This window comes from Pseudomonas sp. BC42 (assembly GCF_021560055.1).
In the GTDB taxonomy this organism is placed as follows: Bacteria; Pseudomonadota; Gammaproteobacteria; order Pseudomonadales; family Pseudomonadaceae; genus Aquipseudomonas.
In genome coordinates, this window is sequence record NZ_CP091067.1 from 809,732 (window position 1) to 833,874 (window position 24,143).

Here is a 24,143-nt window from a genome sequence, read left to right on the forward strand (position 1 = left end):
CCTCGCCGCGCCGGAATCAGGCCGTGGCCTTCTGGCCCGCAGGCTCCGGAGTTTCCAGTGCGGTGCCGCCCAGGTACTCGCCCGGGGCGATGATCCCCGCTGCCCGATCCTGGGCTTCCAGTTGCAGCGCCTTGGGCACCGACAGCCAGTAGGCCAGGCCGACGGCGACGAAACCGGCGCTGATCTTGCCGATCAGCACCGGCAGGATGATGGTCGGCTGGAAGTTGGCGGTGAACGACAGGTGGTCCCCCAGCAGGAAAGCGGCGCAGACCCCGAAGGCGATGTTCACCACCTTGTCCTTGGGCGGCATCAGGCGCACCAGGCGGAACATGGCGAGGATATTGGCGATGGTCGCCAGCATGCCGGCACTGCCCACGGCGCTGAGGCCGATCTTGCCGCCGAGGTTTTCCAAAGGCTTGCCCAGGTATTTGCGCAGCAGGTAGACCATGGGGAAGGCACCGGCCAGCATGATGCCGATGTAGCCGGCGGTTTCCAGGGCGCGGGTCTGGTCTTGGGCGTCGGCGATGATCGGGTGGAAGCCCCAGCTGCCGAACACTGCGGAGAAGGCCCCGGTGAAGTACTCGACGATGGAGAACACCAGCACCAGCTTGATCGCCGCGTCCATGGCGCGGCCGAAGATGATGAAGCCCTTGATCATCATGTCCGGCAAAAAGCGCAGGCCCAGGGCCAGGGCCACGACGAAGATCAGGATCGGCAGCAGGTTGGCGAAGATGCTGCTCAGGCCCAGGGCCAGTTGGTAGCTGGCTTCACCGTTGGTGCTCACCAGTTCGCGTACTACCGGGTTGCTGAAGGCCAGGATCAGGCTGGCGATCATCACCCCGACAGGGATGGTGAGGATGCCGGACATGATCCCCAGGGCCATGTACTTGTGGTCGCGCTTGTCGAGCATCGCCAGGCCCATGGGGATCGAGAAGACGATGGTGGCGCCGCCCATGAAGCCGGTGATCAACGCCATCACCAGGGCTTCCTTGCTCGCGGCCAGGGCCGAGGCCAGCTGATAGCCGCCCATGTCCGAGGCGATGATCATGGTCGCTGCCAGGGCCGGGTCGGCGCCCAGGGAGTTGAAGAACGGCCCGAAGACGGTTTCGATGACCACGGTGAGATAGGGGATGGAAGCCATGATTCCCGCCGCCGGCACGAAGATGTAGCCGGTGGCGTGGATGCCTTCCATGAATTCTTTGCCCAGGCCCCGCTCGCTGTCGTAGATGGCGGCGAAGGCGCCGAGTACGGCGCAGAGCATGATGAGGTAGAGCACGTAGTTGCCGATCTGATCCATTGCGTTTGTCCCTTGTTATTGTTTTTCAAGCAGGGTCTGTGCACGACTGGTTTGGCGCAGAACTTCCGACAGCAGTGTCCCGTCCGGCCAGCCTTCGGCACCGGATCAGAGCAGGTGAACAATTGCGGCAAGGCCGCGAAAAGGCCTCCCGGCGACCGGGGTCGCCGGGAGGATCGATCAGAAGAAGCCCAGTGGGTTAATGTCGTAGCTCACCAGCAGGTTCTTGGTCTGCTGGTAGTGGTCGAGCATCATCTTGTGGGTTTCACGGCCAACGCCGGACTTCTTGTAGCCACCGAACGCGGCGTGGGCCGGGTACAGGTGGTAGCAGTTGGTCCACACGCGGCCGGCCTTGATCCCGCGGCCCATGCGATAGGCGCGGTTGATGTCGCGGGTCCAGACCCCGGCACCCAGGCCGAACTCGGTGTCGTTGGCAATCGCCAGGGCTTCGGCTTCGTCCTTGAAGGTGGTGACGCTGACCACCGGGCCAAAGATCTCCTCCTGGAACACGCGCATCTTGTTGGTGCCCTTGAGCAGGGTCGGCTGAATGTAGTAGCCGCTGGACAGGTCGCCTTCGAGTTTTTCCACCTTGCCGCCGGTGAGCAGCTGCGCGCCTTCGTTCTTGGCGATGTCGAGGTAGGAGAGGATCTTGTCGAACTGCTGCTCGGACGCCTGGGCGCCGACCATGGTGTCGGTGTCCAGCGGGTCGCCGCGCTTGATCTGTTCGATCTTCTTCATCACCACTTGCATGAATTCGTCGTAGATCGACTCCTGCACCAGGGCGCGGGACGGGCAGGTGCAGACTTCACCCTGGTTGAAGAACGCCAGCACCAGGCCTTCGGCGGCCTTTTCGATGAACTTGGGTTCGGCCTGCATGATGTCTTCGAAGAAGATGTTCGGCGACTTGCCGCCCAGTTCCACGGTGGACGGAATGATGTTCTCGGCGGCGCATTTCATGATGTGCGAGCCCACCGGGGTCGAGCCGGTGAAGGCGATCTTGGCGATGCGCTTGCTGGTGGCCAGGGCCTCGCCGGCTTCGCGGCCGAAACCTTGCACCACATTGAGCACGCCCGGTGGCAGCAGGTCGCCGATCACTTCCATCAGTACGGTGATGCCCAGCGGCGTCTGCTCGGCGGGCTTGAGCACCACGCAGTTGCCGGCGGCCAGGGCCGGGGCGAGTTTCCAGGCGGCCATCAGGATCGGGAAGTTCCACGGGATGATCTGTCCGACCACGCCCAGGGGCTCATGGATGTGGTAGGCCACGGTGTTGCCGTCGATTTCCGCGGCGCTGCCTTCCTGGGCCCGCAGGCAACCGGCGAAGTAGCGGAAGTGGTCGGCGGCCAGCGGGATGTCGGCGTTCAGGGTCTCGCGCACGGCCTTGCCGTTGTCCCAGGTTTCGGTGATGGCCAGCAGTTCGAGGTTCTGTTCGATGCGGTCGGCGATCTTCAGCAGGATCAGCGAGCGGGCCTGCACCGAGGTGGCGCCCCAGGCATCGGCGGCGGCATGGGCGGCGTCCAGCGCCTTGTCGATGTCTTCGGCAGTGGAACGAGGGAATTCGGCAATCGGCTGGCCATTGACCGGCGACGTGTTGGTGAAGTACTGGCCTTTGATCGGCGCGACGAATTCGCCGTTGATGTAGTTACCGTATTTGCTCTTGAACGAAACGATGGCGCCTTCAGTACCGGGGTGTGCGTAACGCATGGTGGGTATCTCCTGGCTTCTTATGCTTATGGGGGAGGACGCGCTTGAGCGCATGTCAAGCGTAGAGCAAAGGTCGGGCCAGCGTGGTGGGGGCCATGTGCATCAAGGGTTTGCGGATGTTTCACCGGCGCGGCGCAGGCACGCTGTGGCGGAACTGGTACAGCGCGAAGTGACAGTTTGTAACCTTTATGGCACAGCCTGTGACTTGCGGGTCAAACCGGCATTGCAATGCAACAGTGGCTGGAGGATGCTGGTTCGCGTGTCGATTCTTGTCAGACAAATCTGATGAGCATTCACCCTTTTGCGGTCGCTGGCAGTCCGGCTGTGGCGATCGAGTTCCGTCTGAGCGTGACAGCGCAGCAGGAGAATAATAAGAAATGCACAGCAGTAATCACTTGAGCCGACACGCCCAGCAGGTGTTGACGGTGGCCCGGGGCAAGGCCCATCTGCAGGGGCCGGGCAGCGATCCTTCCATCGCCCGTTCCTGGTTGCGTTGCCTGGAGGACTATCACCTGGATCCGGCCCAGGTCATGGCACCCACCGTGCTGGAGCACGGTCGTCTGCTGGAGAGTCGCGAGCGCCTGCAGGATGTCCTGCAGATCGCCGGCACCGAGATGACCAACCTGCATCAGCAATTGTCCGGCGCCGGGCACGCGGTGCTGCTGACCGACGCCCGCGGGGTGATCCTCAACTGCATCACCGCCCCCAGCGAACGCAAGATCTTCGAGCATGCCGGGCTCTGGCTCGGCGCCGACTGGAGCGAGGCTCGCGAAGGCACCAATGGCATCGGCACCTGCCTGGTGGAGCGCCAGTCGCTGACCATTCACCAGGGCGAGCATTTCCGCGGCCGGCACACGGGCCTGACCTGCTCGGCGAGCCCGGTGTTCGATCCCCATGGCGAGTTGCTGGCGGTGCTCGATGTGTCCTCGGCGCGCCAGGATGTCTCCCGGCAGAGCCAGTTCCACACCATGGCCCTGGTCAACCTCTCGGCGAAGATGATCGAGAGTTGCTATTTCCTGCGCTATTTCGAGAACCAGTGGCTGCTGCGCTTTCATTTGCAGGCTGAGTCGGTGGGGCTGTTCAGCGAGGGCTTGCTGGCGTTCGATGGCGAGGGACGGATCTGTGCGGTGAACCAGAGTGCCCTGAATCTGTTGGGGCATATCCGCGGGGGGCTGCTGGGTAAGCCGGTGGATAGCTTTTTTGACTGCTCGCTGGATGAGTTGCTCAGTCGCGCCAGTATCAATGCCAGCGCCAGTTGGCCACTGCGCACCCGGGATGGGCGGCGTCTGTTTGCGCTGTTGCGCGGCCAGCCACCAGCTGCCGCGCAGCCGGTGCTGCGGGCGCCGGTCGGGGTTACGCTGCCGCGCCCTGCGGGTATCTGCCTGGGGGATGAGGGGCTGCAGAACGATTTTCGCCGGGCCTCGCGGGTATTCGAACGGGATGTGCCGTTGCTGATCAACGGCGAGACCGGTTCGGGCAAGGAGGCTTTCGCCAAGGCGGTGCATCAGGGCAGTGCCCGGGCCGAACGGGCCTTTGTCGCGCTCAATTGCGCGGCGATTCCGGAGAGCCTGATCGAGAGCGAATTGTTCGGTTATCGCGGCGGCAGTTTTACCGGGGCGCGCAAGGAAGGCATGCGCGGCAAGTTGCAACAGGCCGATGGCGGCACCCTGTTCCTGGATGAAATCGGCGATATGCCCCTGGCCTTGCAGACCCGCTTGCTGCGGGTACTGGAGGATCGCCTGGTGGTGCCCATTGGCGGCGAGCCCCAGGCGGTCAACGTGCGCATCATCAGTGCCACCCACCGGGATCTGCTGGAACGGGTGCGTGACGGCAGTTTTCGCGAGGACCTGTATTACCGGCTCAATGGCCTGGAGATCGCCTTGCCGGCCCTGCGCGATCGCAGCGATAAATCCCGGTTGCTGGATTTTCTCCTGGCCGAGGAGGCCGGCGAGCAAAGCGTGGTGCTGGACGATGGCGCGCGCCAGGCCCTGCTGAGCTATTCATGGCCAGGCAACGTGCGCCAGTTGCGCAACGTGCTGCGGACCTTGGCGGCCTTGTGCGAGAACGGTCGCATTGCTCTGGAGGATCTGCCGCCGCTGATCCGCGACAACCGCCCGGCGCCGATCAGCGAGCCGGTTGCCGAGGTGCAGGAGCGGCCCCTGGAAGACGCCGAGCGAGTGGCGCTGCTGGCGGCCCTGGAGCAGCAGCGCTGGCACATGACCCACACCGCCGAGCAGTTGGGGGTCAGCCGCAACACCCTTTATAGAAAGCTGCGCAAGCACGGCATCGCGCGCTAAGCCCGGCCCCTCGCCGCTGGTACAGGCTGCCGCCCGCAGGGGCGGCAACCACTCGCTCAGCTAATGGGTGCGATTTGCAGCCCTCTAGGCTAACCTGCGCCGATGTTTTTCGAGGTCGACTATGCACATCCATATTCTCGGTATCTGCGGCACTTTCATGGGGTCGATGGCGGTTCTGGCCAAAGAGCTGGGCCATCGCGTAACGGGCTCCGACGCCAACGTCTATCCGCCGATGAGCACCCAGTTGCAGGCCCAGGGCATCGAACTGACTCAAGGCTATGATCCTGCGCAACTGGATCCGGCGCCGGATCTGGTGGTGATCGGCAATGCCATGTCCCGGGGCAATCCGGCGGTGGAATATGTACTGAACAAGGGCCTGCCCTACGTGTCCGGCCCGCAGTGGCTGGCGGATCACGTGCTGCAAGGGCGCTGGGTGCTGGCAGTGGCCGGCACCCACGGCAAGACCACCACCAGCAGCATGCTGGCCTGGGTGCTGGAGCATGCCGGCATGAGCCCGGGCTTCCTGATCGGCGGCGTGCCGCAGAACTTCGCGGTGTCGGCGCGCCTGGGCGGCACACCGTTCTTCGTGATCGAGGCCGATGAATACGACAGCGCTTTCTTCGACAAGCGCTCGAAGTTCGTCCATTACCGCCCGCGCACGGCGATCCTCAATAACCTTGAGTTCGATCACGCGGACATCTTTCCCGACCTGGCGGCCATCGAGCGGCAGTTCCACCATCTGGTGCGGACCATCCCCAGCGAAGGCCTGGTGATTCATCCCACCACCGAACCGGCCTTGCAGCGGGTGATCGAGATGGGCTGCTGGACCCCGGTGCAGACCACGGGTGCCGGTGGCCAGTGGCAGGTCAAGTTGCTCAGTGCCGACGGTTCGGCCTTTGAAGTGATGTTCGAGGGGGTGAGCCAGGGCGTGGTGGAGTGGGAGCTGACCGGGCAGCACAACGTGGCCAACGCCCTGGCCACCCTGGCCGCCGCGCGTCATGTCGGCGTGGTGCCGTCCATGGGCATTGCCGGCCTGAGTGCGTTCAAGAGCGTGAAGCGGCGCATGGAGAAGGTCGCGCAGGTGCACGGCGTGACCATCTACGACGACTTCGCCCACCACCCGACGGCCATTGCCACCACCCTGGACGGCCTGCGCAAGCGGGTCGGCGATGCCCCGGTGATCGCCATCATCGAGCCGCGCTCCAATTCCATGAAGCTCGGCGCGCATCGTGACGGCCTGCCGGAGAGCGTCAATCAGGCCGATCAGGTGATCTGGTATGCGCCGGCCAACCTGGGCTGGGACCTGGCGGCCACGGCGGCCTTGTGTACGGTGCCGTCGATTGTCAGCGACTCCCTGGAGGGCATCATCGAACGGGTGAAAAGCCAGGCCAAGCCGGGCACTCAGGTGGTGATCATGAGCAACGGCGGCTTCGGCGGCCTGCACGGCAAACTGGCCGAGGCACTGCAATGAGCAACGGCCCGGAACGCATCACCCTGGCCATGACCGGTGCCTCCGGCGCCCAGTACGGTTTGCGCCTGCTCGATTGTCTGGTGCGCGAGGATCGGGAAGTGCACTTCCTGATCTCCAAGGCCGCGCAACTGGTGATGGCCACGGAAACCGACGTCAGCCTGCCACCCAAGCCGCAGTTGATGCAGGCCTTCCTCACCGAGTACACCGGTGCGGCGGCGGGGCAGATCCGGGTTTACGGCAAGGAAGACTGGATGTCGCCGGTGGCCTCGGGTTCCGGCTCGCCGGCGGCGATGGTGGTGGTGCCCTGTTCCACCGGCACCTTGTCGGCGATTGCCACCGGGGCCTGCAATAACCTGATCGAACGCGCGGCGGACGTCACCCTCAAGGAGCGCCGGCAGTTGATCCTGGTGCCGCGCGAGGCGCCGTATTCCAGTATTCATCTGGAGCACATGCTCAAGCTGTCCAACATGGGGGTGACCATCCTGCCGGCCTCGCCGGGCTTCTATCACCAGCCGCAGACCATCGATGACCTGGTGGATTTCGTGGTGGCGCGGATTCTCAATCTGCTGAACATTCCCCAGGACATGTTGCCGCGCTGGGGCGAGCATCATTTGAGCAGCGATGAATAAATCCCTGTTGATCCTGCTGGCTGTCCTGCAACTGGCGGGATGCGCCACGGTGCGGACCTTGAACGCCGCGCAACCGGGCGCGCCGGTGGTGTATTCGGGGACGCGCCTGGACCTGTATGCGATGCAGGGAGGCTGCTGCGCCATGGACCGCTTTGGCGCCGAGGCACCGAGCTATCCGGGGGTGGATCTGCCGGCCAGCGCTGTGCTCGATACCCTGCTGCTGCCGTTGTCAGTGCTGACGGTGTTGGGGGTGGGGTTTCAGGCGACGGGCGGGTTGTACGCCTCGGTGGCAAGCCGGATCCCACAGGCGTGTGCGGGAGCGGCTTGCCGGCAATGATTCATTTACCCAGCTTGCGCAGCTCGTCGGATTCGACGACCCGCGTGCCGTTCTGCTCTTCAAGCGCCAGGCGCCACATGGCCCGGGCCAGCTGGCAGGCTTCGATGCCGCGGTATTTCCCGGGGATCAGTCGAGACAGCGGCCCGGCCAACTGCTCGCCCAGGCGCGGCTCGATACGATCCCCCAGCAGCAATGACGGCCGGCAAATGGTCAGTTGTGGCCAGCCCTGCTGTTTCAGGGCTTCTTCCATTTCACCTTTGACCCGGCTGTAGAAAATCGACGACTTGGGATCGGCGCCCAGCGCACTGATCACTATCAGGTGCCGTGCCCCGAGTTCCCGGGCGCGCTTGCCGAAGGCCACCACCAGATCCAGGTCCACCGCGCGGAAGGCCGCTTCGGAGCCGGCCTGCTTGATGGTGGTGCCCAGGCAGCAAAAGGCGATCTCCACCTTGCCGCTCAATTGCGGCAGGACCACTGCCGGATCGCCAACGGGGTTTTCCAGGCGAGGGTGCTCGCTTAACGGGCGTCTGCTGGGTGCCAGGACGCGAACCACGGTGGGCTCGTTGAGCAGGCGGTCGAGTAGTTGCTCTCCGGTCAGGCCTGAGGCGCCGGCGAGCAGGATGTGCTGAGGCGTCAAGTACATGGTCATTCCCCCCTTGATACGGTTCCAGCTTAGTTGCTCTGTGCTTCCTTGCTGCCTATAGAGACACTTTGCAGCGCTTTTCGTGCCTGCTGTTTACGCAGTTGTTGCCAGTGGGCGATGACCCCCTTGGGGGCCCAGATTTGGGGTTCCGACGCCTCGAAGCCATCTGCCTGTTCGCGCTCGGCGACGGTGGCCCTGGCCAGTTTGAAGGCATGCTCCAGATCGTCCGTCTGGTTCAGCGCCTGGGCGAACAGCGCGTCGCCGAAATAGGTGAAGTCGGCTTCTTCCGAACAGCCGAAGGAGACCCGGTCGGCTTGGGAGGCGGTCATGATCAGGGTTCGCTCATCCTTCAGCGCGGGGATGAAGCCGCCGGAATAGCAGGACGAGATGACGATGATCTTGTCGCGATTTTTCAAGGGGGCCAGGACGCTGGCCAGCTCGTCGGCGGGCAGGTCCGCCAGCTCCAGGCGGGGTTGATCCAGCACCAGTTCGTGTTCGCTGGTGCCGTGACTGGTGAGGTAGATGAACACCAGGTCCTCGGGGCTGCTGCGTTCGGCCAGGGTCTGGGCGGCGCGGCGCAGGTTTTCCCGGGTGGCCATCGGCCTGCTCGTCAGGTGGTCGCGGTGGTTCACCAGGCGGATCTGGCCATAGGCGCCGAAGCGGCTGGCGAGCATGTTGCTGACGTAGTCGGCTTCGCGCAGGAACACGCTCTGCTTGCCGTCGCCGGCCAGGGTCAGGCTGTAGAGCTTGATGCCTGGGGTGGAGGCGGGCACCTCGTCCAGGGCTTTTTGCAGCAAGTGGCCCTGGACCAGCAGGGCGCTTTCCAGCGGGTCGGGCAAGAGCTTGCCGTCGGCATCACGAACCCGCAGGCCGTTGTTCCACACGCCGCTTTGCACGCTGCCATCGCGCAGCACCAGCACGCCACGGCCTTGATAGTTGTCGCTGTCGAAGCCGCCAATGTAGAAGCTGCCGTCACTGAGGTTGAGGCGTCCCTCGCCGCTGAAGCGCCAGTCGCTGAAGCCGCCGATATAGTGGCTGCCGTCGGCACCGATCAACTCGCCCTTGCCGCCCAGGGCGCCTTCCTTGAATTGGCCGATCCACACGTCGCCGTCGGAGTTTTCGTAACGGCCCTTGCCATTGAGCTGATTGTGTTTGAAGCCGCCGACGTAGATGTCGCCCTCGGCGCTGTTGAAGGTGCCGTTGCCTTCCAGCTGGCCGTTGACGAAGTGGCCGGTGAACTGGTTGCCGTTGCCATCGCTGCGCTGGCCCTCGCCATTGGGTTTGCCCTTGGCGAACTGCCCCTGATACTGGCTGCCGTCTTCCAGCTCCAGGCGACCCAGGCCTGAGTACAGGTCGGCCTTGAATTCGCCGCGATAGGTCATGCCGTTTTCTTTGAGGGTGCCTTCGCCGTCCCGGCGGCCGAGCTTGAAGCCGCCGCTGTAGCTGCTGTCCTTGGTGGTCAGGGTGCCTTGGCCATGGAACAGGCCCTGCTGGAACTGGCCGCGATAGACCTCGCCATTGCTGCCGTGCCATTCCCCCTGGCCGTGCCATTGGCCCTTGTCGAACTGGCCGGCGTACCAGCTGCCGTTGGGGTAGTCGATACGTCCCTGTCCCTGGAGCAGTCCATTGACCAGGTCGCCACGATAGCGTCCGCCGTCCGGCAGTCGGGCGTCGGGCGGCAACAGGGATTCACCGTCTCCGCAAGCGCTGAGCAAAAGGGTCAAAACCAGGGGTACAAGTGGGCGCATAACGGGTTCCGGATAATTAGGGGACCGAGTATGCCGCAGCGGTGTGACTTATATATAGAGAGGTTGAGCGAAACAGCGTGAGCTGTTTCGCATCAGGAGCGTTTCAGACGAAGCAGAGCGACAGGGGCTCGGCGATGTAGGCGGGTTTTTCCTCGCCCTCGATCTCCAGGGTGGCGGTGGCCTTGAGCAGCCATTGGCCTGGCTTTTTTTCGGTGACCTCGGTCAGTTCGACCTTGAGCCGTACCTTGGAGTCGACTTTCACCGGCTGGATGAAGCGCACGCTGTCCAGGCCGTAGTTGACCACCATCTTCAGGCCTTCGGGCAGCACGAGGATGTCTTCCATCAGTTTGGGGATCAGCGACAGGGTCAGGAAGCCGTGGGCGATGGTGGTGCCAAACGGGGTCTTTGCCGCCTTGACCGGATCGACGTGAATGAACTGGAAGTCGCCGGTGGCTTCGGCAAACAGGTTGATTCGCTCCTGGTCGATGGTGAACCACGGGGAGCGTCCGAGTTCCTTCCCGACATAATCTTTGAGCTCTGCAACAGGAACATGGGGCATTGAGACTCTCCTTGGATCAACGTTTTTTTAGTATTGGGCGCAGTACTTTGCGCTCCGAAATATCCACTTTAGATCATCATGGCGATCCTTCCCGGTAAACATCCATGCTTTTGGCGAATGCCGGTTCATAGCGCCTGCGTGCTTATAATGCGCGACGGGATCTGGCTGGAGAGGCGGTATGTTGTTACGCGGTTTGACATGGCTGGTGCTGTTCCAATTGCTTGGCACGGCGCTCAATCATCTGCTGTTGCCCGTGCTGCCCGGACCCATCATTGGCCTGTTGCTGCTCCTGGTGTTCCTGGTGCTGCGCGGTGAAGTGGGAGAGCCGTTGAGCCAGGCGGCCAGCAGCCTGCTGCGTTATCTGCCGCTGCTGCTGGTGCCGCCTGCCGTGGGGGTGATGGTCTATGCCCGGGATATCGCCGCGGACTTCTGGGCCATCAGTGGCGCGCTGGTGTTGTCGCTGGTCATCTCCATGGCCTTTGTCGGCGTGCTGATGCAGCGCCTGGTCAAGCGCCAGGCTCGCCGGGAGGACCGCCAATGACCTTCGATTGGCAAGGGGCCTGGGCAGCCGTGATTCATCATCCCCTGTTCGGCATCGGCATCACGCTGGGGGCCTATCAACTGGTGCTCGCGGCTTTCGAGAAGACTCGCTGGATGTTCCTGCAGCCGGTGCTGGTCTCCATGCTGCTGGTGATCGGTGTGTTGCTCGGCTGTGGCCTGAGTTACGCCGAGTACCGCAAGAGCACCGAGATCCTGAGCATTCTGCTGGGCCCGGCCACAGTGGCCCTGGCGGTACCGCTGTACCTCAACCTGCGGCGCATTCGTCAATTGTTCTGGCCAATCTTCACTACGCTGGTGGTGGGTGGGCTGCTGGCCACCAGTCTGGGGGTGGCGCTGGGATGGTGGTTCGGCGCCGAGCACATGATCCTCATGACCATGGCGCCCAAGTCGGTGACTTCGCCCATCGCCATGCTGGTGGCCGAACAGATCGGCGGGGTGGCGGCATTGGCGGCGGTGTTCGTGTTGATCACCGGGGTGATCGGGGCGATCTTCGGCCCGGCCATTCTCGATCGCCTGGGGGTGCATGGTCCCGAGGCGCGGGGCATGGCGCTGGGCATGACCGCCCACGCCGTGGGCACTTCGGTGGCGTTGCAGGAAAGTGAGGAGTGCGGCGCCTTTGCGGCGCTGGCGATGAGTCTGATGGGCGTGGCCACGGCGGTGTTGCTGCCGTTGGCGGTGTCTTTGCTGGTTTAAGGATGGGTGTATGAGCCTGGCACTGTTTCCCCTGAATACCGTGTTGTTTCCCGACTGTATCCTCGATCTGCAGATTTTCGAGGCGCGCTACCTGGACATGATCGGCCGTTGCATGAAGCAGGGCTGCGGTTTCGGGGTGGTGTGCATTCTGGAGGGCGAGGAGGTCGGCCCTGCAGCGCCCGGCTATGCCCTGGTGGGCTGTGAGGCGCTGATCACCGATTTCCACCAGCAGGACAATGGATTGCTGGGCATCAGGGTCAAGGGTGGCCGGCGTTTTCGCGTGCTCAGCAGTGAAGTGCAGAAGGATCAATTGACCGTGGCCCAGGTCCAGTGGCTGCAAGAGGCCAGCGAGCAGCCGCTGAAGGAGGAGGACGCCGACCTGATCGCCCTGCTCAAGGCCTTGGCCGAGCATCCGATGGTGGAGGCGCTGGACATGGGCAGCGAGGCCGAGGGGCAATTGTCCCTGGCCAATCAACTGGCCTACCTGCTGCCCTTCTCCGAGCAGGACAAGATCGACCTGCTGCAACTGGATGATCCGCAGCAGCGGCTCGATGCCATCCAGCAATTGCTGGACGAGCTGCAGGGCGAGCTGTTCGCCTGAGCCGGCACCGGTCGCGGCAGGTGGCGCGCCGATTCGTCAATAGGCGTAGCGCAACAGCGCGTGGGGCAGGTGCCGGGTGGCCATGAAGCCGCACATCAGCAGCATCACCGGCAGCACTATCCACCAGGCCCTGGCCGGCATCGGCCTGAGCGGGGCCTGCCATTGAATCAGGGTCAGGCTGGCGGCACAGACGCAGGTCGCCAGCATCGCACCGGCGAGGATGTCGCTGGGCCAGTGAGCCCCCAGGTACACCCGCGACAGGGCAATCGAGGCCGCCGGCAGGCAACCCAGCAGTAGCCAGGTCAGGCGCATCCTGGGCGGCTGGCCGCGTCCGGCCAATACCGCCAGGGTCAGGAACAGCGCAAAGGAGCCCGAGGCGTGGCCGCTGGGCATGCTGTAGCTGGTGAGCGGATCGCTCAGGACTTCAGGCCGCAGGCGGGCGAAAAACCATTTGCTGCCGGTATTGGCCAGGGCGGTGCACATCAGGGTCGCCCCAGCGAATACCGCGTGGCGCCATTGCCGCAGAGCCAGAAGCAGCAAGGTCAGCACGGCGCTGGTGATGAACATGGCGCGAAACTCGCCGACCTGAGTGATCATCACCATGATCTTGTCCAGGGCCGGGTCCCGGTGTTCCTGCACCAGCGCGATCAGCCCCTGGTCGAATGCCGTGAGATAGGGATAGCCGATGAACAGTCCCGCCAGGACCAGCAGGCTGGTGCCGGACATCAGCAGGGTCGCACGGTGGTGGCGCCGCAGGCTGCTGGTGATGCTCAAGCCGATCAGCAGTGCCAGGCTGCCGGCGACGACACCGGCTTGTGGCCAGAAACCTTCGGGCAGTGGCAGGCGGATCGCCGCACCGGTGGCCCAGCCTGGCAGCAGGTAAGCCACGGACCAGCCCGCCGCGGCCAGCAGGCTGACGGCTATGAAGCGCGGGAAGGGCATGTCGAACATGCCTGCCACCATGGGGAGCATGGGGCGCAGAGGACCGATGAAGCGTCCCACCAACAGGCTGGCGATACCGTAGCGCTGGAAGTAGTTCTCGGCGCCATTGATCCATTCCGGGTGCTGCCGCAGGCCCGGCAGGCGGCGGATGCTCTGATGAAAGTGGCGTCCCAGCAGGTAGGACACCAGGTCCCCAAGCAGGCCGCCGAACAGGCCCAGCAGCAGGGTTTCCCCCAGTGACAGCGCGCCGTTGCCGGCCAGCACGGCAATCGCGAACAGCAGCACCGTGCCCGGGACAATCAGGCCGGCAATGGCCAGGCATTCCACGCAGGCGACGATGAACACAGCGGCGGCCAGCCATTGCGGGTGGGTGGTCAGCCAGGCAGTCACGCTGTCGAGCCATGGGCCCATAAATTCAACTCCATTGTGGTTGGCGGCGGGGAGGCGGATGCCGTTGCTTCAGCCGAGGATCAGGTAGTCGCGCCCTTCGACCTGACCGCGTCGCAGCGGGTTCCGAGTGCAGTAGGGGGCGAAGGCGGCATCGACGAAACGGTACATCAGGTGTTCGTCACGGCCATGGGGAATGCCCAGGCGCGTGGTCTGGATGATGCGCGGCACAATGCTGCCGACGTCCTCGACGAACAGGATTTCATGATCGAAACGTTTTGCATCCCAATTCGGGACTTTGAGGCCCATGGCCTTGCACAGCAGGGTCTGGCCGGCGCAGAGCTTTTGCGCCGGGCGCGGATGACCGCTGGCGTCCGGGTTGTTCAGTTGCATCTGCGCCAGGCTGGCAGGGCCGGAGAGCGGGTCGACCCAGGGGTAGCCGGATTTGATCAGCACCGCGTTGCCGGGGCCCTGGGCGCTGAAGTTCAGCGAGTCGCCGCCACGGGCGTAGTACATATAGATGTGGCCGCCATCTAGAAACAAAGCCTTACGTTTTTCTGTGTAGCCGAGGGAGGCGTGACTGCCTTTTTCCTCGCAGTAATAGGCTTCGGTTTCGATAATGCGCGCGGACAACCAGAGTTCGCCGACCTTGTGGCGGATGACTTTGCCCAGCAGTTCACGGGCGAGCAACTGTGCATCACGGTCGAAAAAGCCGTCAGGCAAGGCTTTGGGCGGCTGCACGGTGGTTGGAATGGGCATGGCGGCGAGGGTTATGGCGAAAAAAGTGACGCAATGGTAACAACTCCAGGCTTAATTCAGGCTGAAGCACGAGTATTTACACTCCATTTCGACCATCCGCCCGTGACCGCTGTCCGTGAACGGGCGCGACAGCTATAATCAGCCGCTTTCCTCTTTGCCAAGACCACACCAGACCATGACTGAGTCCGTTCTTGACTACATGACCCGTTTGGGTCGCGCTGCCCGCCAAGCTTCCCGGGTGATCGCCCGTGCCACCACCGCGCAGAAGAATCGTGCGCTGCTGGCGGCTGCCGATGCCTTGGACGCCGCGCGACCGGAGCTGACCGCAGCCAACGAGCAGGACCTGGCCAACGGCCGGGCCAATGGTCTGGAGCCGGCACTGCTGGATCGTCTGGCGCTGACGCCCGCGCGTATCGACGAGATGATCGAAGGCCTGCGTCAGGTGGCCAAGCTGCCTGACCCCATCGGTGAAATCCGCGACATGCGCTACCTGCCTTCGGGCATTCAGGTGGGCAAGATGCGCGTGCCCCTGGGGGTGATCGGCATCATCTACGAATCGCGTCCGAACGTGACCATCGATGCTGCCAGCCTGTGCCTGAAGTCCGGTAACGCCACCATCCTGCGTGGCGGTTCCGAGGCAATCCATTCCAACCGTGCCATCGCCACCTGCATTCAGCAGGGCCTGGCGGCGGCCGACTTGCCGCCCCACGTGGTGCAGGTGGTGGAAACCACCGACCGCGCCGCGGTGGGGGCGCTGATCACCATGCCCGAATTCGTCGACGTGATCGTGCCCCGTGGTGGCAAGAGCCTGATCGAGCGGGTCAGCCGCGATGCCAAGGTGCCGGTGATCAAGCACCTGGACGGCGTCTGCCACGTGTATATCGATGTGGCGGCGGACCTGGACAAGGCGATTCGCATTGCCGACAACGCCAAGACCCAGCGCTACGCCCCGTGCAACACCATGGAAACCCTGCTGGTTCACGCCGCCATTGCCGAGCGTGTATTGCCGCCGCTGGCCGCGATCTATCGCGACAAGGGCGTCGAACTGCGCGGCTGCGAGCAAACCCGCGCGATCCTGGGGGCCGACGTGCTGCAAGCGACCGAAGAAGACTGGCGCACCGAGTACACCGCGCCGATCCTCTCGATCCGGGTGCTGGACAACCTGGAGCAGGCCATCGAGCACATCAATACCTATGGCTCGCACCATACCGACTCGATCGTCACCGAGAACTTCAGTGATGCCCGGCGCTTCCTCAACGAAGTGGATTCCAGTTCGGTCATGGTCAACGCCTCGACGCGTTTTGCCGACGGCTTCGAGTACGGCCTGGGCGCGGAGATCGGCATCTCCACCGACAAGCTGCATGCCCGCGGCCCGGTGGGCCTGGAAGGCCTGACTAGCGAGAAATACGTAGTCTTCGGCGACGGTCACGTGCGCACTTGATGGGCAAACGTATCGGTCTGCTGGGCGGCACCTTCGATCCAGTGCATATCGGCCACTTGCGTGGCGCACTGGAGGTGGCGGAATCCCTGCAACTCGATGAGCTGCGTCTGGCCCCCAGTGCCAGGCCGCCGCATCGGGATACACCGCAGGTGTCGGCGCTCGATCGTCTGGCGATGGTCGAATGTGCGGTGGCGGGCGTTTCCCCCCTGGTGGTGGACGACCGTGAGCTGAAGCGGGACAAACCGTCCTACACCATCGACACCCTGGAACAGATGCGGGCCGAGTTGGCCGCGGATGACCAGTTGTTTCTGTTACTGGGCTGGGACGCGTTTTGCGGCCTGCCCACCTGGCATCGCTGGGAAGAACTTCTCCAGCATTGCCACATCCTGGTGCTGCAACGCCCGGATGCCGACAGCGAGCCGCCGGATGCCTTGCGCAACCTGTTGGCGGCGCGCTCGGTGAGCGACCCACTGGCCCTGCAAGGGTCGGGGGGACACATTGCATTCGTCTGGCAGACGCCGCTTGCGGTGTCCGCCACCCAGATCCGTCAACTGCTGGCCAGCGGTAAGTCGGTACGTTTCCTGGTGCCTGACGCGGTCCTGGCCTATATCGATGCTCACGGACTTTACCGTGCGCCGAACTGAAGGAACGCTGCCGGCCTGTGCTGAGCGGCGCTCCAAACATACGAGCTGAACGAGTTTTATATGACTAACCAAGTAATGAAAGGCGAAGATCTGGTCAAGGTGGCTGTCGCCGCGCTGGAAGACGTCAAGGCCCAGGACGTCCTGGTGATCGATGTTCGCGACAAGCAGAGCATCACCGACTACATGATCATCGCCACCGGTACTTCCAACCGCCAGATCGGCGCGATGCTGGAAAAGGTCCGCGAAATGGTCAAGGCCCAGGGCGTGCGTCCACTGGGTGAGGAAGGCAAGGGCGACAGTGACTGGGTGCTGCTGGACCTGGACGACGTGATCGTGCACATGATGACCGCCTCGGCGCGCCAGTTCTACGACCTGGAACGCCTGTGGCAGGGCGCCGAGCAGAGCCGCGCGGCCGATGGCAAGCACCACAGCCCGGAGCATGGCCACGAGCACTTCACCAAGCTCAACAAAGACCAGCAATAAGGGACGGCTGTGCGCCTGCGTCTGATCGCTGTCGGTTCACGCATGCCCAAGTGGGTGGAAGAGGGTTGGCACGAATATGCCAAGCGTCTGCCCTCCGAGCTGGCGCTGGAACTGGTGGAAATTCCGCTTAATACCCGGGGCAAGAACGCCGACGTGGCTCGCTTTATCCGTCAGGAAGGCGAGGCCATGCTGGCCAAGGTCGGGCATAACGAGCGCATCGTTACCCTTGAGGTGCATGGCAAGCCCTGGAGCACCGAGCAACTGGCGGTGGAACTGGATCGCTGGCGCCTCGATTCGCGCACGGTGAATTTCATGGTCGGCGGCCCGGAAGGGCTGGCGCCGGAGGTTTGTGCGCGGGCCGATCAGCGCTGGTCGCTGTCGCCGCTGACCCTGCCGCACCCGCTGGTGCGGATTCTCATCGGTGAACAGCTGTATCGCGCCTGGACCGTGCTGTCCGGGCACCCTTACCACAAGTAGCCCGCGCCCCTAATGTCCCAGCCGATCCGTATCAAGGACCACGAAAAAGACGCCCGTCTGGTGCGTGGCCGGGTCGTGTTCGGCGCCATTATGGTGATCTGCCTGATTGGCGTGCTGATTGCCCGGCTGTATTACCTGCAGGTGATCCAGTACGACTATCACTCCACGCTTTCGGAGAACAATCGGGTGCATGTGCAGCCGATTCCTCCGACTCGCGGGCTGATTTTTGACCGCAACGGCGTGGTGGTGGCTGACAACCGGCCCAGCTTCAGTCTGAGCATGACCCGGGAGCGTTCCGGTGACTGGCAGAAGGTCCTCGATGTGATCGTCGAGGTGCTGGAGCTGACTCCGGAAGATCGAGTGCTGTTCGAAAAGCGCATGAAGCAGGGGCGGCGTCCCTTCGAGCCGGTGCCGATCCTGTTCGAGCTGACCGAAGAGCAGATCGCCCGAATCGCGGTGAACCAGTTCCGTCTGCCCGGGGTGGAAGTGGTAGCCCAGCTGGTCCGGCATTACCCTCAGGGCGCGCACTTTGCGCATTCCGTGGGCTACATGGGGCGGATCAACGAGAAAGAGCTGAAGTCCCTGGACCCGGTGAACTACAGCGGCACCCACCACATCGGCAAGACCGGCATCGAGCGTTTCTACGAGCCGGAACTGCACGGCCAGGTCGGCTACGAAGAGGTGGAAACCAACGCTCGTGGGCGGGTGCTGCGGGTGCTCAAACGCACCGATCCGATTCCCGGCAAGGACATTGTCCTGAGTCTGGACATCAAGCTGCAGGAGGCTGCGGAACTGGCCCTCGGCGGGCGCCGTGGTGCGGTGGTCGCGCTGGATCCGAACACCGGTGAAGTGCTGGCGATGGTCAGCCAGCCGAGCTTCGATCCCAATCTGTTCGTGACCGGCATCAGCTTCAAGGCCTATGCCGAGTTGCGTGATTCGATCGACCGGCCACTGTTCAACCGGGTGCTGCGCGGCCTGTATCCACCGGGCTCGACCATCAAGCCCGCGGTGGCGATTGCCGGGCTGGATGCCGGGGTGGTGACGGCGGCGTCCCGCGTCTACGACCCGGGTTACTACCAGTTGCCCAACTACGATCACAAGTACCGTAACTGGAACCGTACCGGTGACGGTTATGTCGACCTGGATACCGCGATCATGCGGTCCAATGACACCTATTTCTACGACCTGGCCCACAAGCTGGGCATCGATCGGCTCTCGGCCTACCTGAGCAAGTTCGGGATTGGCCAGAAGGTCTCCCTGGATATGTTCGAGGAGTCCCCGGGGCTGATGCCGACCCGTGAATGGAAGCGTGCCACCCGGCGTCAGGCCTGGTTCCCGGGGGAAACCCTGATTCTCGGGATCGGCCAGGGCTACATGCAGTCCACGCCGCTGCAGTTGGCCCAGGCCACTGCGCTGGTCGCCAGCAAGGGCAAGTGGAACCGGCCGCACCTGGCCAAGACCATCGAAGGCGAGAAGCCGGTGGATCACAACCCGATGCCGGACATCGTCCTGCGTGATCCCTCGGATTGGCTGAAGGTCAATCACGGCATGCAGCAGGTGATGCACGGTGCCCGGGGCACGGCGCGCAAGGCGGCAATCGGATCGCCGTATCGCATTGCCGGCAAGAGTGGTACGGCCCAGGTGGTGGCCATCAAGCAGGGTGAGAAGTACGACCGCTCCAAGGTTCAGGAGCGGCACCGCGACCACGCCCTGTTTGTCGGTTTCGCCCCGGCGGAAAACCCGAAAATCGTGGTCTCGGTCATGGTCGAGAACGGTGAGTCGGGGTCCGGTGTTGCCGCTCCGGTGGTGCGTCAGGTGATGGATGCCTGGCTTCTCGGCCAGGACGGCCAGCTCAAGCCTGAGTTCGCCAGCCCTATCAGCGCGGAGGCTACGGCCCGTGAAGAGTAATTTTGACCGCATCCTCTCCAGCGAGGATGTGATGCGTCGCCGCGCGACGCTGCTGCAGCGCCTGCATATCGATGGCCCCTTGCTGGTGCTGCTGCTGACGCTGGCCGCCGGCAGCCTGTTCGTGTTGTATTCGGCCAGCGGCAAGAGCTGGGACCTGTTGGCCAAGCAGGCCACGTCCTTTGGCATCGGCCTGGTATCGATGATTGTCATCGCCCAGTTCGAGCCGCGTTTCATGGCGCGCTGGGTGCCCCTGGCTTATGTGTTCGGGGTGGTGTTGCTGGTGGTGGTGGACGTCATGGGCCACAACGCCATGGGGGCGACCCGCTGGATCAACATTCCCGGGGTGATCCGCTTCCAGCCGTCGGAGTTCATGAAGATCATCATGCCGGCGACCATCGCCTGGTACCTGTCCAAGCGCACGCTGCCGCCGCATCTCAAGCATGTGGGGATCAGCCTGATCCTGATCGGCATTCCGTTCATCCTGATCGTGCGCCAGCCGGACCTGGGGACGGCCTTGCTGATCCTGGCCGGTGGCACTTTCGTACTGTTCATGGGCGGCCTGCGCTGGCGCTGGATCCTCAGCGTGCTGGCGGCCGCGGTGCCAGTGGCGATCGCCATGTGGTTCTTCATCATGCATGACTACCAGAAGCAGCGGATCCTGACTTTCCTCGACCCTGAAAGCGATCCCCTGGGTACTGGCTGGAACATCATCCAGTCCAAGGCGGCGATCGGTTCCGGTGGGGTTTTCGGCAAGGGCTGGTTGCTGGGCACCCAGTCGCACCTGGACTTTTTGCCTGAGAGCCACACCGACTTCATTATTGCGGTCATGGGCGAGGAGTTCGGCCTGGTGGGCATCTGTGCGCTGCTTTTGATCTATCTGCTGTTGATCGGGCGCGGGCTGGTGATCACCGCCCAGGCGCAGACGCTGTTCGGCAAGTTGCTCGCAGGCAGCCTGACCATGACGTTTTTTGTTTACGTTTTCGTCAACATCGGTATGGTCAGTGGCTTGTTGCCGGTGGTGGGAGTGCCGTTGCCGTTCATTAGCTACGGAGGAACTTCGCTGGTGACACTACTGTCAGCGTTTGGGGTTTTGATGTCGATCCATACCCATCGCAAGTGGATCGCGCAGGTTTGATTAAGGTGAAGAATTCAATGCAAGCAATGCGTGGCTGGGCCGCTCGGCAAGCGCCGTGGGTCGGTCTGGTAAGCATCCTGGGTGCAGCGCAAACCGCGTTCGCCGGTGATTACGAAGGTTCGCCGCAAGTGGCCGAATTCGTCGGCGAAATGACTCGGGACTATGGCTTTGCCGGGGAACAGCTGATGGGCGTGTTCCGCGAGGCCGAGCGCAAGCAGTCGATTCTTGACGCCATTTCGCGGCCTGCCGAGCGGGTCAAGCAATGGAAGGAATACCGGCCGATGTTCATCACCGACGCGCGCATTGCCCGCGGGGTGGATTTCTGGCGTCAGCATGAGGCGGTCCTGGCCCGCGCCGAGCAGGAATACGGCGTGCCGGCCCAGGTCATAGTGTCGATCATTGGCGTTGAAACGTTTTTTGGCCGCAATACCGGGAATTACCGTGTAATCGATGCCTTATCGACCCTGGGTTTCGATTATCCGCCGCGGGCCGAGTTCTTCCGCAAGGAACTGCGCGAGTTCCTGCTGCTGGCCCGCGAAGAGCAGCTCGATCCGCTGAGCCTCAAGGGGTCCTACGCCGGGGCCATGGGGCTGCCGCAGTTCATGCCCAGCAGTTTCCGCGCCTATGCGGTGGATTTTGACGGAGATGGGCACATCAATATCTGGACCAACCCGGACGATGCCATTGGCAGTGTGGCCAGTTACTTCAAGCGCCATGGCTGGGTCGCCGGCGAACCGGTGGTCAGTCGCGCCGATGTGCGTGGCGATCGCGTGGACGAGGGCCTGACCACGGGCATCGAACCGACCAAGACGGTGGGGGAGTTGCGAGCCCTGGGCTGGTCGAGTCATGATGCGCTGCGCGATGATATGCCGGTCACCGCTTTCCGCCTGGAAGGTGACAATGGCCCGGAATACTGGATGGGCCTGAAGAATTTTTACGCGATCACTCGCTATAACCGCAGCGTGATGTATGCCATGGCCGTACATCAGTTGTCTGAACAGCTGGTCCAAGCACGGGGCGTCAAGTAATGCTGGCAATGCCAATCCGCAAACCCCTGAAGCTGCTGGCTTTTGCCACGTTGTCCTTGCTGGTGGTCAGTTGCTCGACGAGCCGCTCGCCGCAGCAGAAATCCTCGAATGCCGTGCGTTCCATGCCTGGGCTGGACGTCAACCGTGCCCACAAGGATGGCGCGCCCTGGTGGGATGTCGACGTTTCGCGGATCCCCGATGCGACTCCGACCCTGCATACCGGCCCGTACAAGGCCAATCCGTATACGGTACTGGGCAAGACCTACTTCCCGATCCAGGAGTCGAAGAACTACGTGGCTTCCGGCACGGCGTCCTGGTACGGCACCAAGTTCCATGGCCAGAACACTGCCAATGGCGAGGTCTATGACCTGTATGGCATGAGTGCCGCACACAAGACCCTGCCATTGCCCAGTTACGTAAGGGTCACCAACCTGGACAACAACCGCAGCGTGATCCTGCGGGTCAACGACCGCGGTCCGTTCTATTCCGACCGCATCATCGACTTGTCCTACGCGGCGGCGAAGAAACTCGGCTATGCCGAAACCGGCACCGCCCGGGTCAAGGTCGAGGGCATCGATCCGCAGCAATGGTGGGCTCAGCGTGGCCGTCCGGCGCCGTTGATGCTCAACGAGCCGCAAGTGGCGCAAAATAGCGCGCCGGTGGTCACGGCTTCCACCGGTACTGTCGAGCAATGGACCCCGCCGCCTCAGCAACACGCGGCCGCAGTGGTTCCGGTACAAGTGAAAAACACTCCTGCAGCTGCCTCAGGCCAGTATTTGCAGGTGGGCGCCTTCGCTAACCCCGATGCTGCCGAGCTGTTGAGGTCGAAATTGAGCAGCATGGTGAGCGCTCCGGTGTTCATCAGCTCGATCGTGCGCAACCAGCAGACGCTGCACCGGGTTCGCCTGGGGCCATTCGGCACGCCGGGTGAGGCCCAGCAAGCGCAGAACAGCGTGCGCTTGGCTAATCTGGGTCAGCCCAGTGTGGTCACCGCCGAGTAGGAACATTGAAGATTGAAGGTCCGCTCGCGGTATTGGGGGGGGGACCCTGGTTGTTGGCTCGTCGAACAACAAAAGCCCGGCAAGGGTCAGTGAGTGAACAACTGCATACGCGACAGCTCGTCAGAAGGCTGTCTGAAATAGTTTTGCCCTCCGGGGCAAGTTTCCATTAGCAACTTCGAGAGACGGATGAACATCACCACCTTTGCCAAACGCCTGTGCCTGCTTGTCCCGCTGATCATCACGCCCGCCGCCTGGGCGGTCGAAGCGATGCCGTCGCCACCGCAACTGGCCGCCAAATCCTATGTGCTCATGGACGCCAGCAGCGGTAACGTGCTGGTGGAGAACAATGGTGACCAGCGCCTGCCGCCAGCCAGCCTGACCAAGCTGATGACTGCCTACATCGCGACCCTGGAGATCCGTCGCGGTCAGATCGGTGAGAACGACCCGGTGACCGTCAGCGAAAACGCCTGGCGTACCGGCGGTTCGCGGATGTTCATCAAGGTGGGATCGCAGGTCACCGTCAGCGACCTGCTGCACGGGATCATCATCCAGTCGGGTAACGATGCCAGTGTCGCGGTTTCCGAGCACATTGCCGGCAGCGAGGACGCGTTCGCCGACATGATGAACAAGACGGCGGCCGACCTGGGCATGAGCAACAGCCACTTCATGAACCCTACCGGTCTGCCGAATCCCGAGCACTATTCGTCGGCTCACGACATGGCGCTGCTGGCGCGGGCGATCATCCACGAAGACCCGGCCCACTACGCCATCTACTCGCAGAAAGAGTTCTTCTGGAACGGTATCAAGCAGCCCAACCGTAACCTGTTGCTGTGGCGCGACAAGACCGTCGACGGTCTGAAAACCGGCCACACTGACGAGGCCGGCTACTGCATGGTGTCTTCGGCCGTGCGTGATGGCATGCGTCTGATCGCCGTGGTGTTCGGCACCAACAGCGAGCAGGCGCGCGCCGCCGAAACCCAGAAGCTGCTGACCTATGGCTTCCGCTTCTTCGAAACCCAGACCTTCTACCAGAAGGGCACCGAGCTGGCCCAGGCCCAGGTCTGGAAAGGCACCACTCATCAGGTCAAGGCCGGTCTGGCCGAAGATCTGACCATGACCATGCCTAAAGGCCAGCTGAAAAAGCTCGCTGCCAGCATGACCATGAACCCGCATCTGGTTGCGCCGATCGCCAAGGGCGACGTGATTGGTAAAGTCGAAGTGAAGCTGGACGATAAGGTGGTGCACAGCGCCGACCTGATCGCTCTGGAAGCGGTCGACGAAGGTGGTATCTTCCGCCGCATGTGGGATAGCATCCGCCTATTCTTCTACGGTTTGTTCAACTGATATTGTCGACCTGCGTGGCCCTCGCTCCGAAGTGGAGCGGGGGTCATGTCCGTCGCCACG

21 protein-coding genes and 2 pseudogenes are annotated in these 24,143 nt (G+C 63.1%); 16 read left to right on the forward strand and 7 right to left on the reverse strand.

Going from position 1 to position 24,143, the window contains the following annotated elements; translation table 11 throughout:
* Positions 1-16 precede the first annotated feature (16 nt).
* Entirely contained in the window at positions 17-1,297 is a 1,281-nt protein-coding gene (gene eutH / locus L1O02_RS03805) for an ethanolamine utilization protein EutH (RefSeq protein WP_060841272.1), read from the reverse strand.
* A 177-nt stretch (positions 1,298-1,474) separates the two neighbouring features.
* Complete coding sequence (locus tag L1O02_RS03810) at positions 1,475-2,995, reverse strand: aldehyde dehydrogenase family protein (protein ID WP_060841271.1); 1,521 nt, start codon at positions 2,993-2,995, stop codon at positions 1,475-1,477.
* Positions 2,996-3,372: 377 nt separating this feature from the next.
* Here L1O02_RS03810 and L1O02_RS03815 point away from each other — a divergent pair, with 377 nt between their 5' ends.
* From L1O02_RS03815 to L1O02_RS03830, 4 genes and pseudogenes are all read left to right on the forward strand, one after another.
* Positions 3,373-5,292: a sigma-54-dependent Fis family transcriptional regulator gene (locus L1O02_RS03815; protein ID WP_235759567.1), complete on the forward strand. Its 1,920-nt coding sequence runs from the start codon at positions 3,373-3,375 to the stop codon at positions 5,290-5,292.
* Positions 5,293-5,413: 121 nt separating this feature from the next.
* Entirely contained in the window at positions 5,414-6,763 is a 1,350-nt protein-coding gene (gene mpl, locus L1O02_RS03820; RefSeq protein ID WP_060841269.1) for a UDP-N-acetylmuramate:L-alanyl-gamma-D-glutamyl-meso-diaminopimelate ligase, read from the forward strand.
* On the forward strand, positions 6,760-7,392 hold the full coding sequence (gene ubiX / locus L1O02_RS03825; protein WP_016966094.1) for a flavin prenyltransferase UbiX: 633 nt from the start codon (positions 6,760-6,762) through the stop codon (positions 7,390-7,392). Before mpl ends, ubiX begins: the two co-directional genes overlap by 4 nt.
* Positions 7,385-7,669, forward strand: a pseudogene (locus tag L1O02_RS03830) (YceK/YidQ family lipoprotein); the annotation flags it as partial. The gene ubiX and the pseudogene L1O02_RS03830, both read left to right, overlap by 8 nt.
* Positions 7,670-7,730: 61 nt before the next feature.
* Here the strand turns inward: L1O02_RS03830 and L1O02_RS03835 are convergent.
* From L1O02_RS03835 to L1O02_RS03845, 3 genes are all read right to left on the reverse strand, one after another.
* Positions 7,731-8,372 (reverse strand): oxidoreductase, encoded by a 642-nt coding sequence (locus L1O02_RS03835; protein WP_060842018.1) that lies wholly within the window; start codon positions 8,370-8,372, stop codon positions 7,731-7,733.
* A gap of 29 nt (positions 8,373-8,401) precedes the next feature.
* Positions 8,402-10,120, reverse strand: a complete 1,719-nt coding sequence (locus L1O02_RS03840; protein WP_060841267.1) for a C13 family peptidase — start codon at positions 10,118-10,120, stop codon at positions 8,402-8,404.
* 103 nt (positions 10,121-10,223) lie between these two features.
* Positions 10,224-10,679, reverse strand: a complete 456-nt coding sequence (locus tag L1O02_RS03845; protein WP_060841266.1) for a MaoC family dehydratase — start codon at positions 10,677-10,679, stop codon at positions 10,224-10,226.
* Positions 10,680-10,857: 178 nt separating this feature from the next.
* On the opposite strand from L1O02_RS03845, the gene L1O02_RS03850 reads away from it, so the two are divergent.
* From L1O02_RS03850 to L1O02_RS03860, 3 genes are read left to right on the forward strand one after another with little or no spacing between them, the layout of a single operon-like run.
* Positions 10,858-11,220, forward strand: a complete 363-nt coding sequence (locus L1O02_RS03850; protein ID WP_060841265.1) for a CidA/LrgA family protein — start codon at positions 10,858-10,860, stop codon at positions 11,218-11,220.
* Entirely contained in the window at positions 11,217-11,933 is a 717-nt protein-coding gene (locus L1O02_RS03855) for an LrgB family protein (RefSeq protein WP_060841264.1), read from the forward strand. The genes L1O02_RS03850 and L1O02_RS03855 overlap by 4 nt, the downstream gene beginning before the upstream one ends.
* Before the next feature lie 10 nt (positions 11,934-11,943).
* Positions 11,944-12,534 (forward strand): LON peptidase substrate-binding domain-containing protein, encoded by a 591-nt coding sequence (locus tag L1O02_RS03860; protein ID WP_060841263.1) that lies wholly within the window; start codon positions 11,944-11,946, stop codon positions 12,532-12,534.
* Positions 12,535-12,570: 36 nt separating this feature from the next.
* Here the strand turns inward: L1O02_RS03860 and L1O02_RS03865 are convergent, their stop codons facing one another.
* Positions 12,571-13,887 (reverse strand): bifunctional DedA family/phosphatase PAP2 family protein, encoded by a 1,317-nt coding sequence (locus tag L1O02_RS03865; protein ID WP_235759569.1) that lies wholly within the window; start codon positions 13,885-13,887, stop codon positions 12,571-12,573.
* 48 nt (positions 13,888-13,935) lie between these two features.
* Entirely contained in the window at positions 13,936-14,622 is a 687-nt protein-coding gene (locus L1O02_RS03870; RefSeq protein WP_235759571.1) for a DNA-3-methyladenine glycosylase, read from the reverse strand.
* Between the two features lie 175 nt (positions 14,623-14,797).
* On the opposite strand from L1O02_RS03870, the gene L1O02_RS03875 reads away from it, so the two are divergent.
* The 9 genes and pseudogenes from L1O02_RS03875 (at position 14,798) to L1O02_RS03915 (ending at position 24,083) form a co-directional block, all read left to right on the forward strand.
* On the forward strand, positions 14,798-16,063 hold the full coding sequence (locus L1O02_RS03875) for a glutamate-5-semialdehyde dehydrogenase (RefSeq protein WP_060844727.1): 1,266 nt from the start codon (positions 14,798-14,800) through the stop codon (positions 16,061-16,063).
* A complete protein-coding gene (nadD, locus tag L1O02_RS03880) occupies positions 16,063-16,707 on the forward strand; it encodes a nicotinate-nucleotide adenylyltransferase (RefSeq protein ID WP_060844726.1) in 645 nt (214 codons plus the stop codon). The genes L1O02_RS03875 and nadD overlap by 1 nt, the downstream gene beginning before the upstream one ends.
* Before the next feature lie 78 nt (positions 16,708-16,785).
* A pseudogene (gene rsfS / locus L1O02_RS03885) lies at positions 16,786-17,190 on the forward strand (ribosome silencing factor); the annotation flags it as partial.
* 9 nt (positions 17,191-17,199) lie between these two features.
* The gene (rlmH, locus tag L1O02_RS03890; protein ID WP_011063671.1) at positions 17,200-17,667 is read left to right on the forward strand and encodes a 23S rRNA (pseudouridine(1915)-N(3))-methyltransferase RlmH; all 468 of its coding nucleotides are present in this window, start codon (positions 17,200-17,202) and stop codon (positions 17,665-17,667) included.
* A 12-nt stretch (positions 17,668-17,679) separates the two neighbouring features.
* A complete protein-coding gene (gene mrdA, locus L1O02_RS03895; protein ID WP_060841258.1) occupies positions 17,680-19,575 on the forward strand; it encodes a penicillin-binding protein 2 in 1,896 nt (631 codons plus the stop codon).
* A gap of 31 nt (positions 19,576-19,606) precedes the next feature.
* The gene (gene rodA, locus L1O02_RS03900; protein WP_047306242.1) at positions 19,607-20,710 is read left to right on the forward strand and encodes a rod shape-determining protein RodA; all 1,104 of its coding nucleotides are present in this window, start codon (positions 19,607-19,609) and stop codon (positions 20,708-20,710) included.
* A gap of 17 nt (positions 20,711-20,727) precedes the next feature.
* Positions 20,728-21,738 (forward strand): lytic murein transglycosylase B, encoded by a 1,011-nt coding sequence (mltB, locus tag L1O02_RS03905; RefSeq protein WP_060841257.1) that lies wholly within the window; start codon positions 20,728-20,730, stop codon positions 21,736-21,738.
* Positions 21,738-22,739, forward strand: a complete 1,002-nt coding sequence (locus tag L1O02_RS03910) for a septal ring lytic transglycosylase RlpA family protein (protein WP_060844725.1) — start codon at positions 21,738-21,740, stop codon at positions 22,737-22,739. The genes mltB and L1O02_RS03910 overlap by 1 nt, the downstream gene beginning before the upstream one ends.
* A gap of 186 nt (positions 22,740-22,925) precedes the next feature.
* Positions 22,926-24,083, forward strand: a complete 1,158-nt coding sequence (locus L1O02_RS03915; protein WP_060841255.1) for a D-alanyl-D-alanine carboxypeptidase family protein — start codon at positions 22,926-22,928, stop codon at positions 24,081-24,083.
* Positions 24,084-24,143 lie beyond the last annotated feature (60 nt).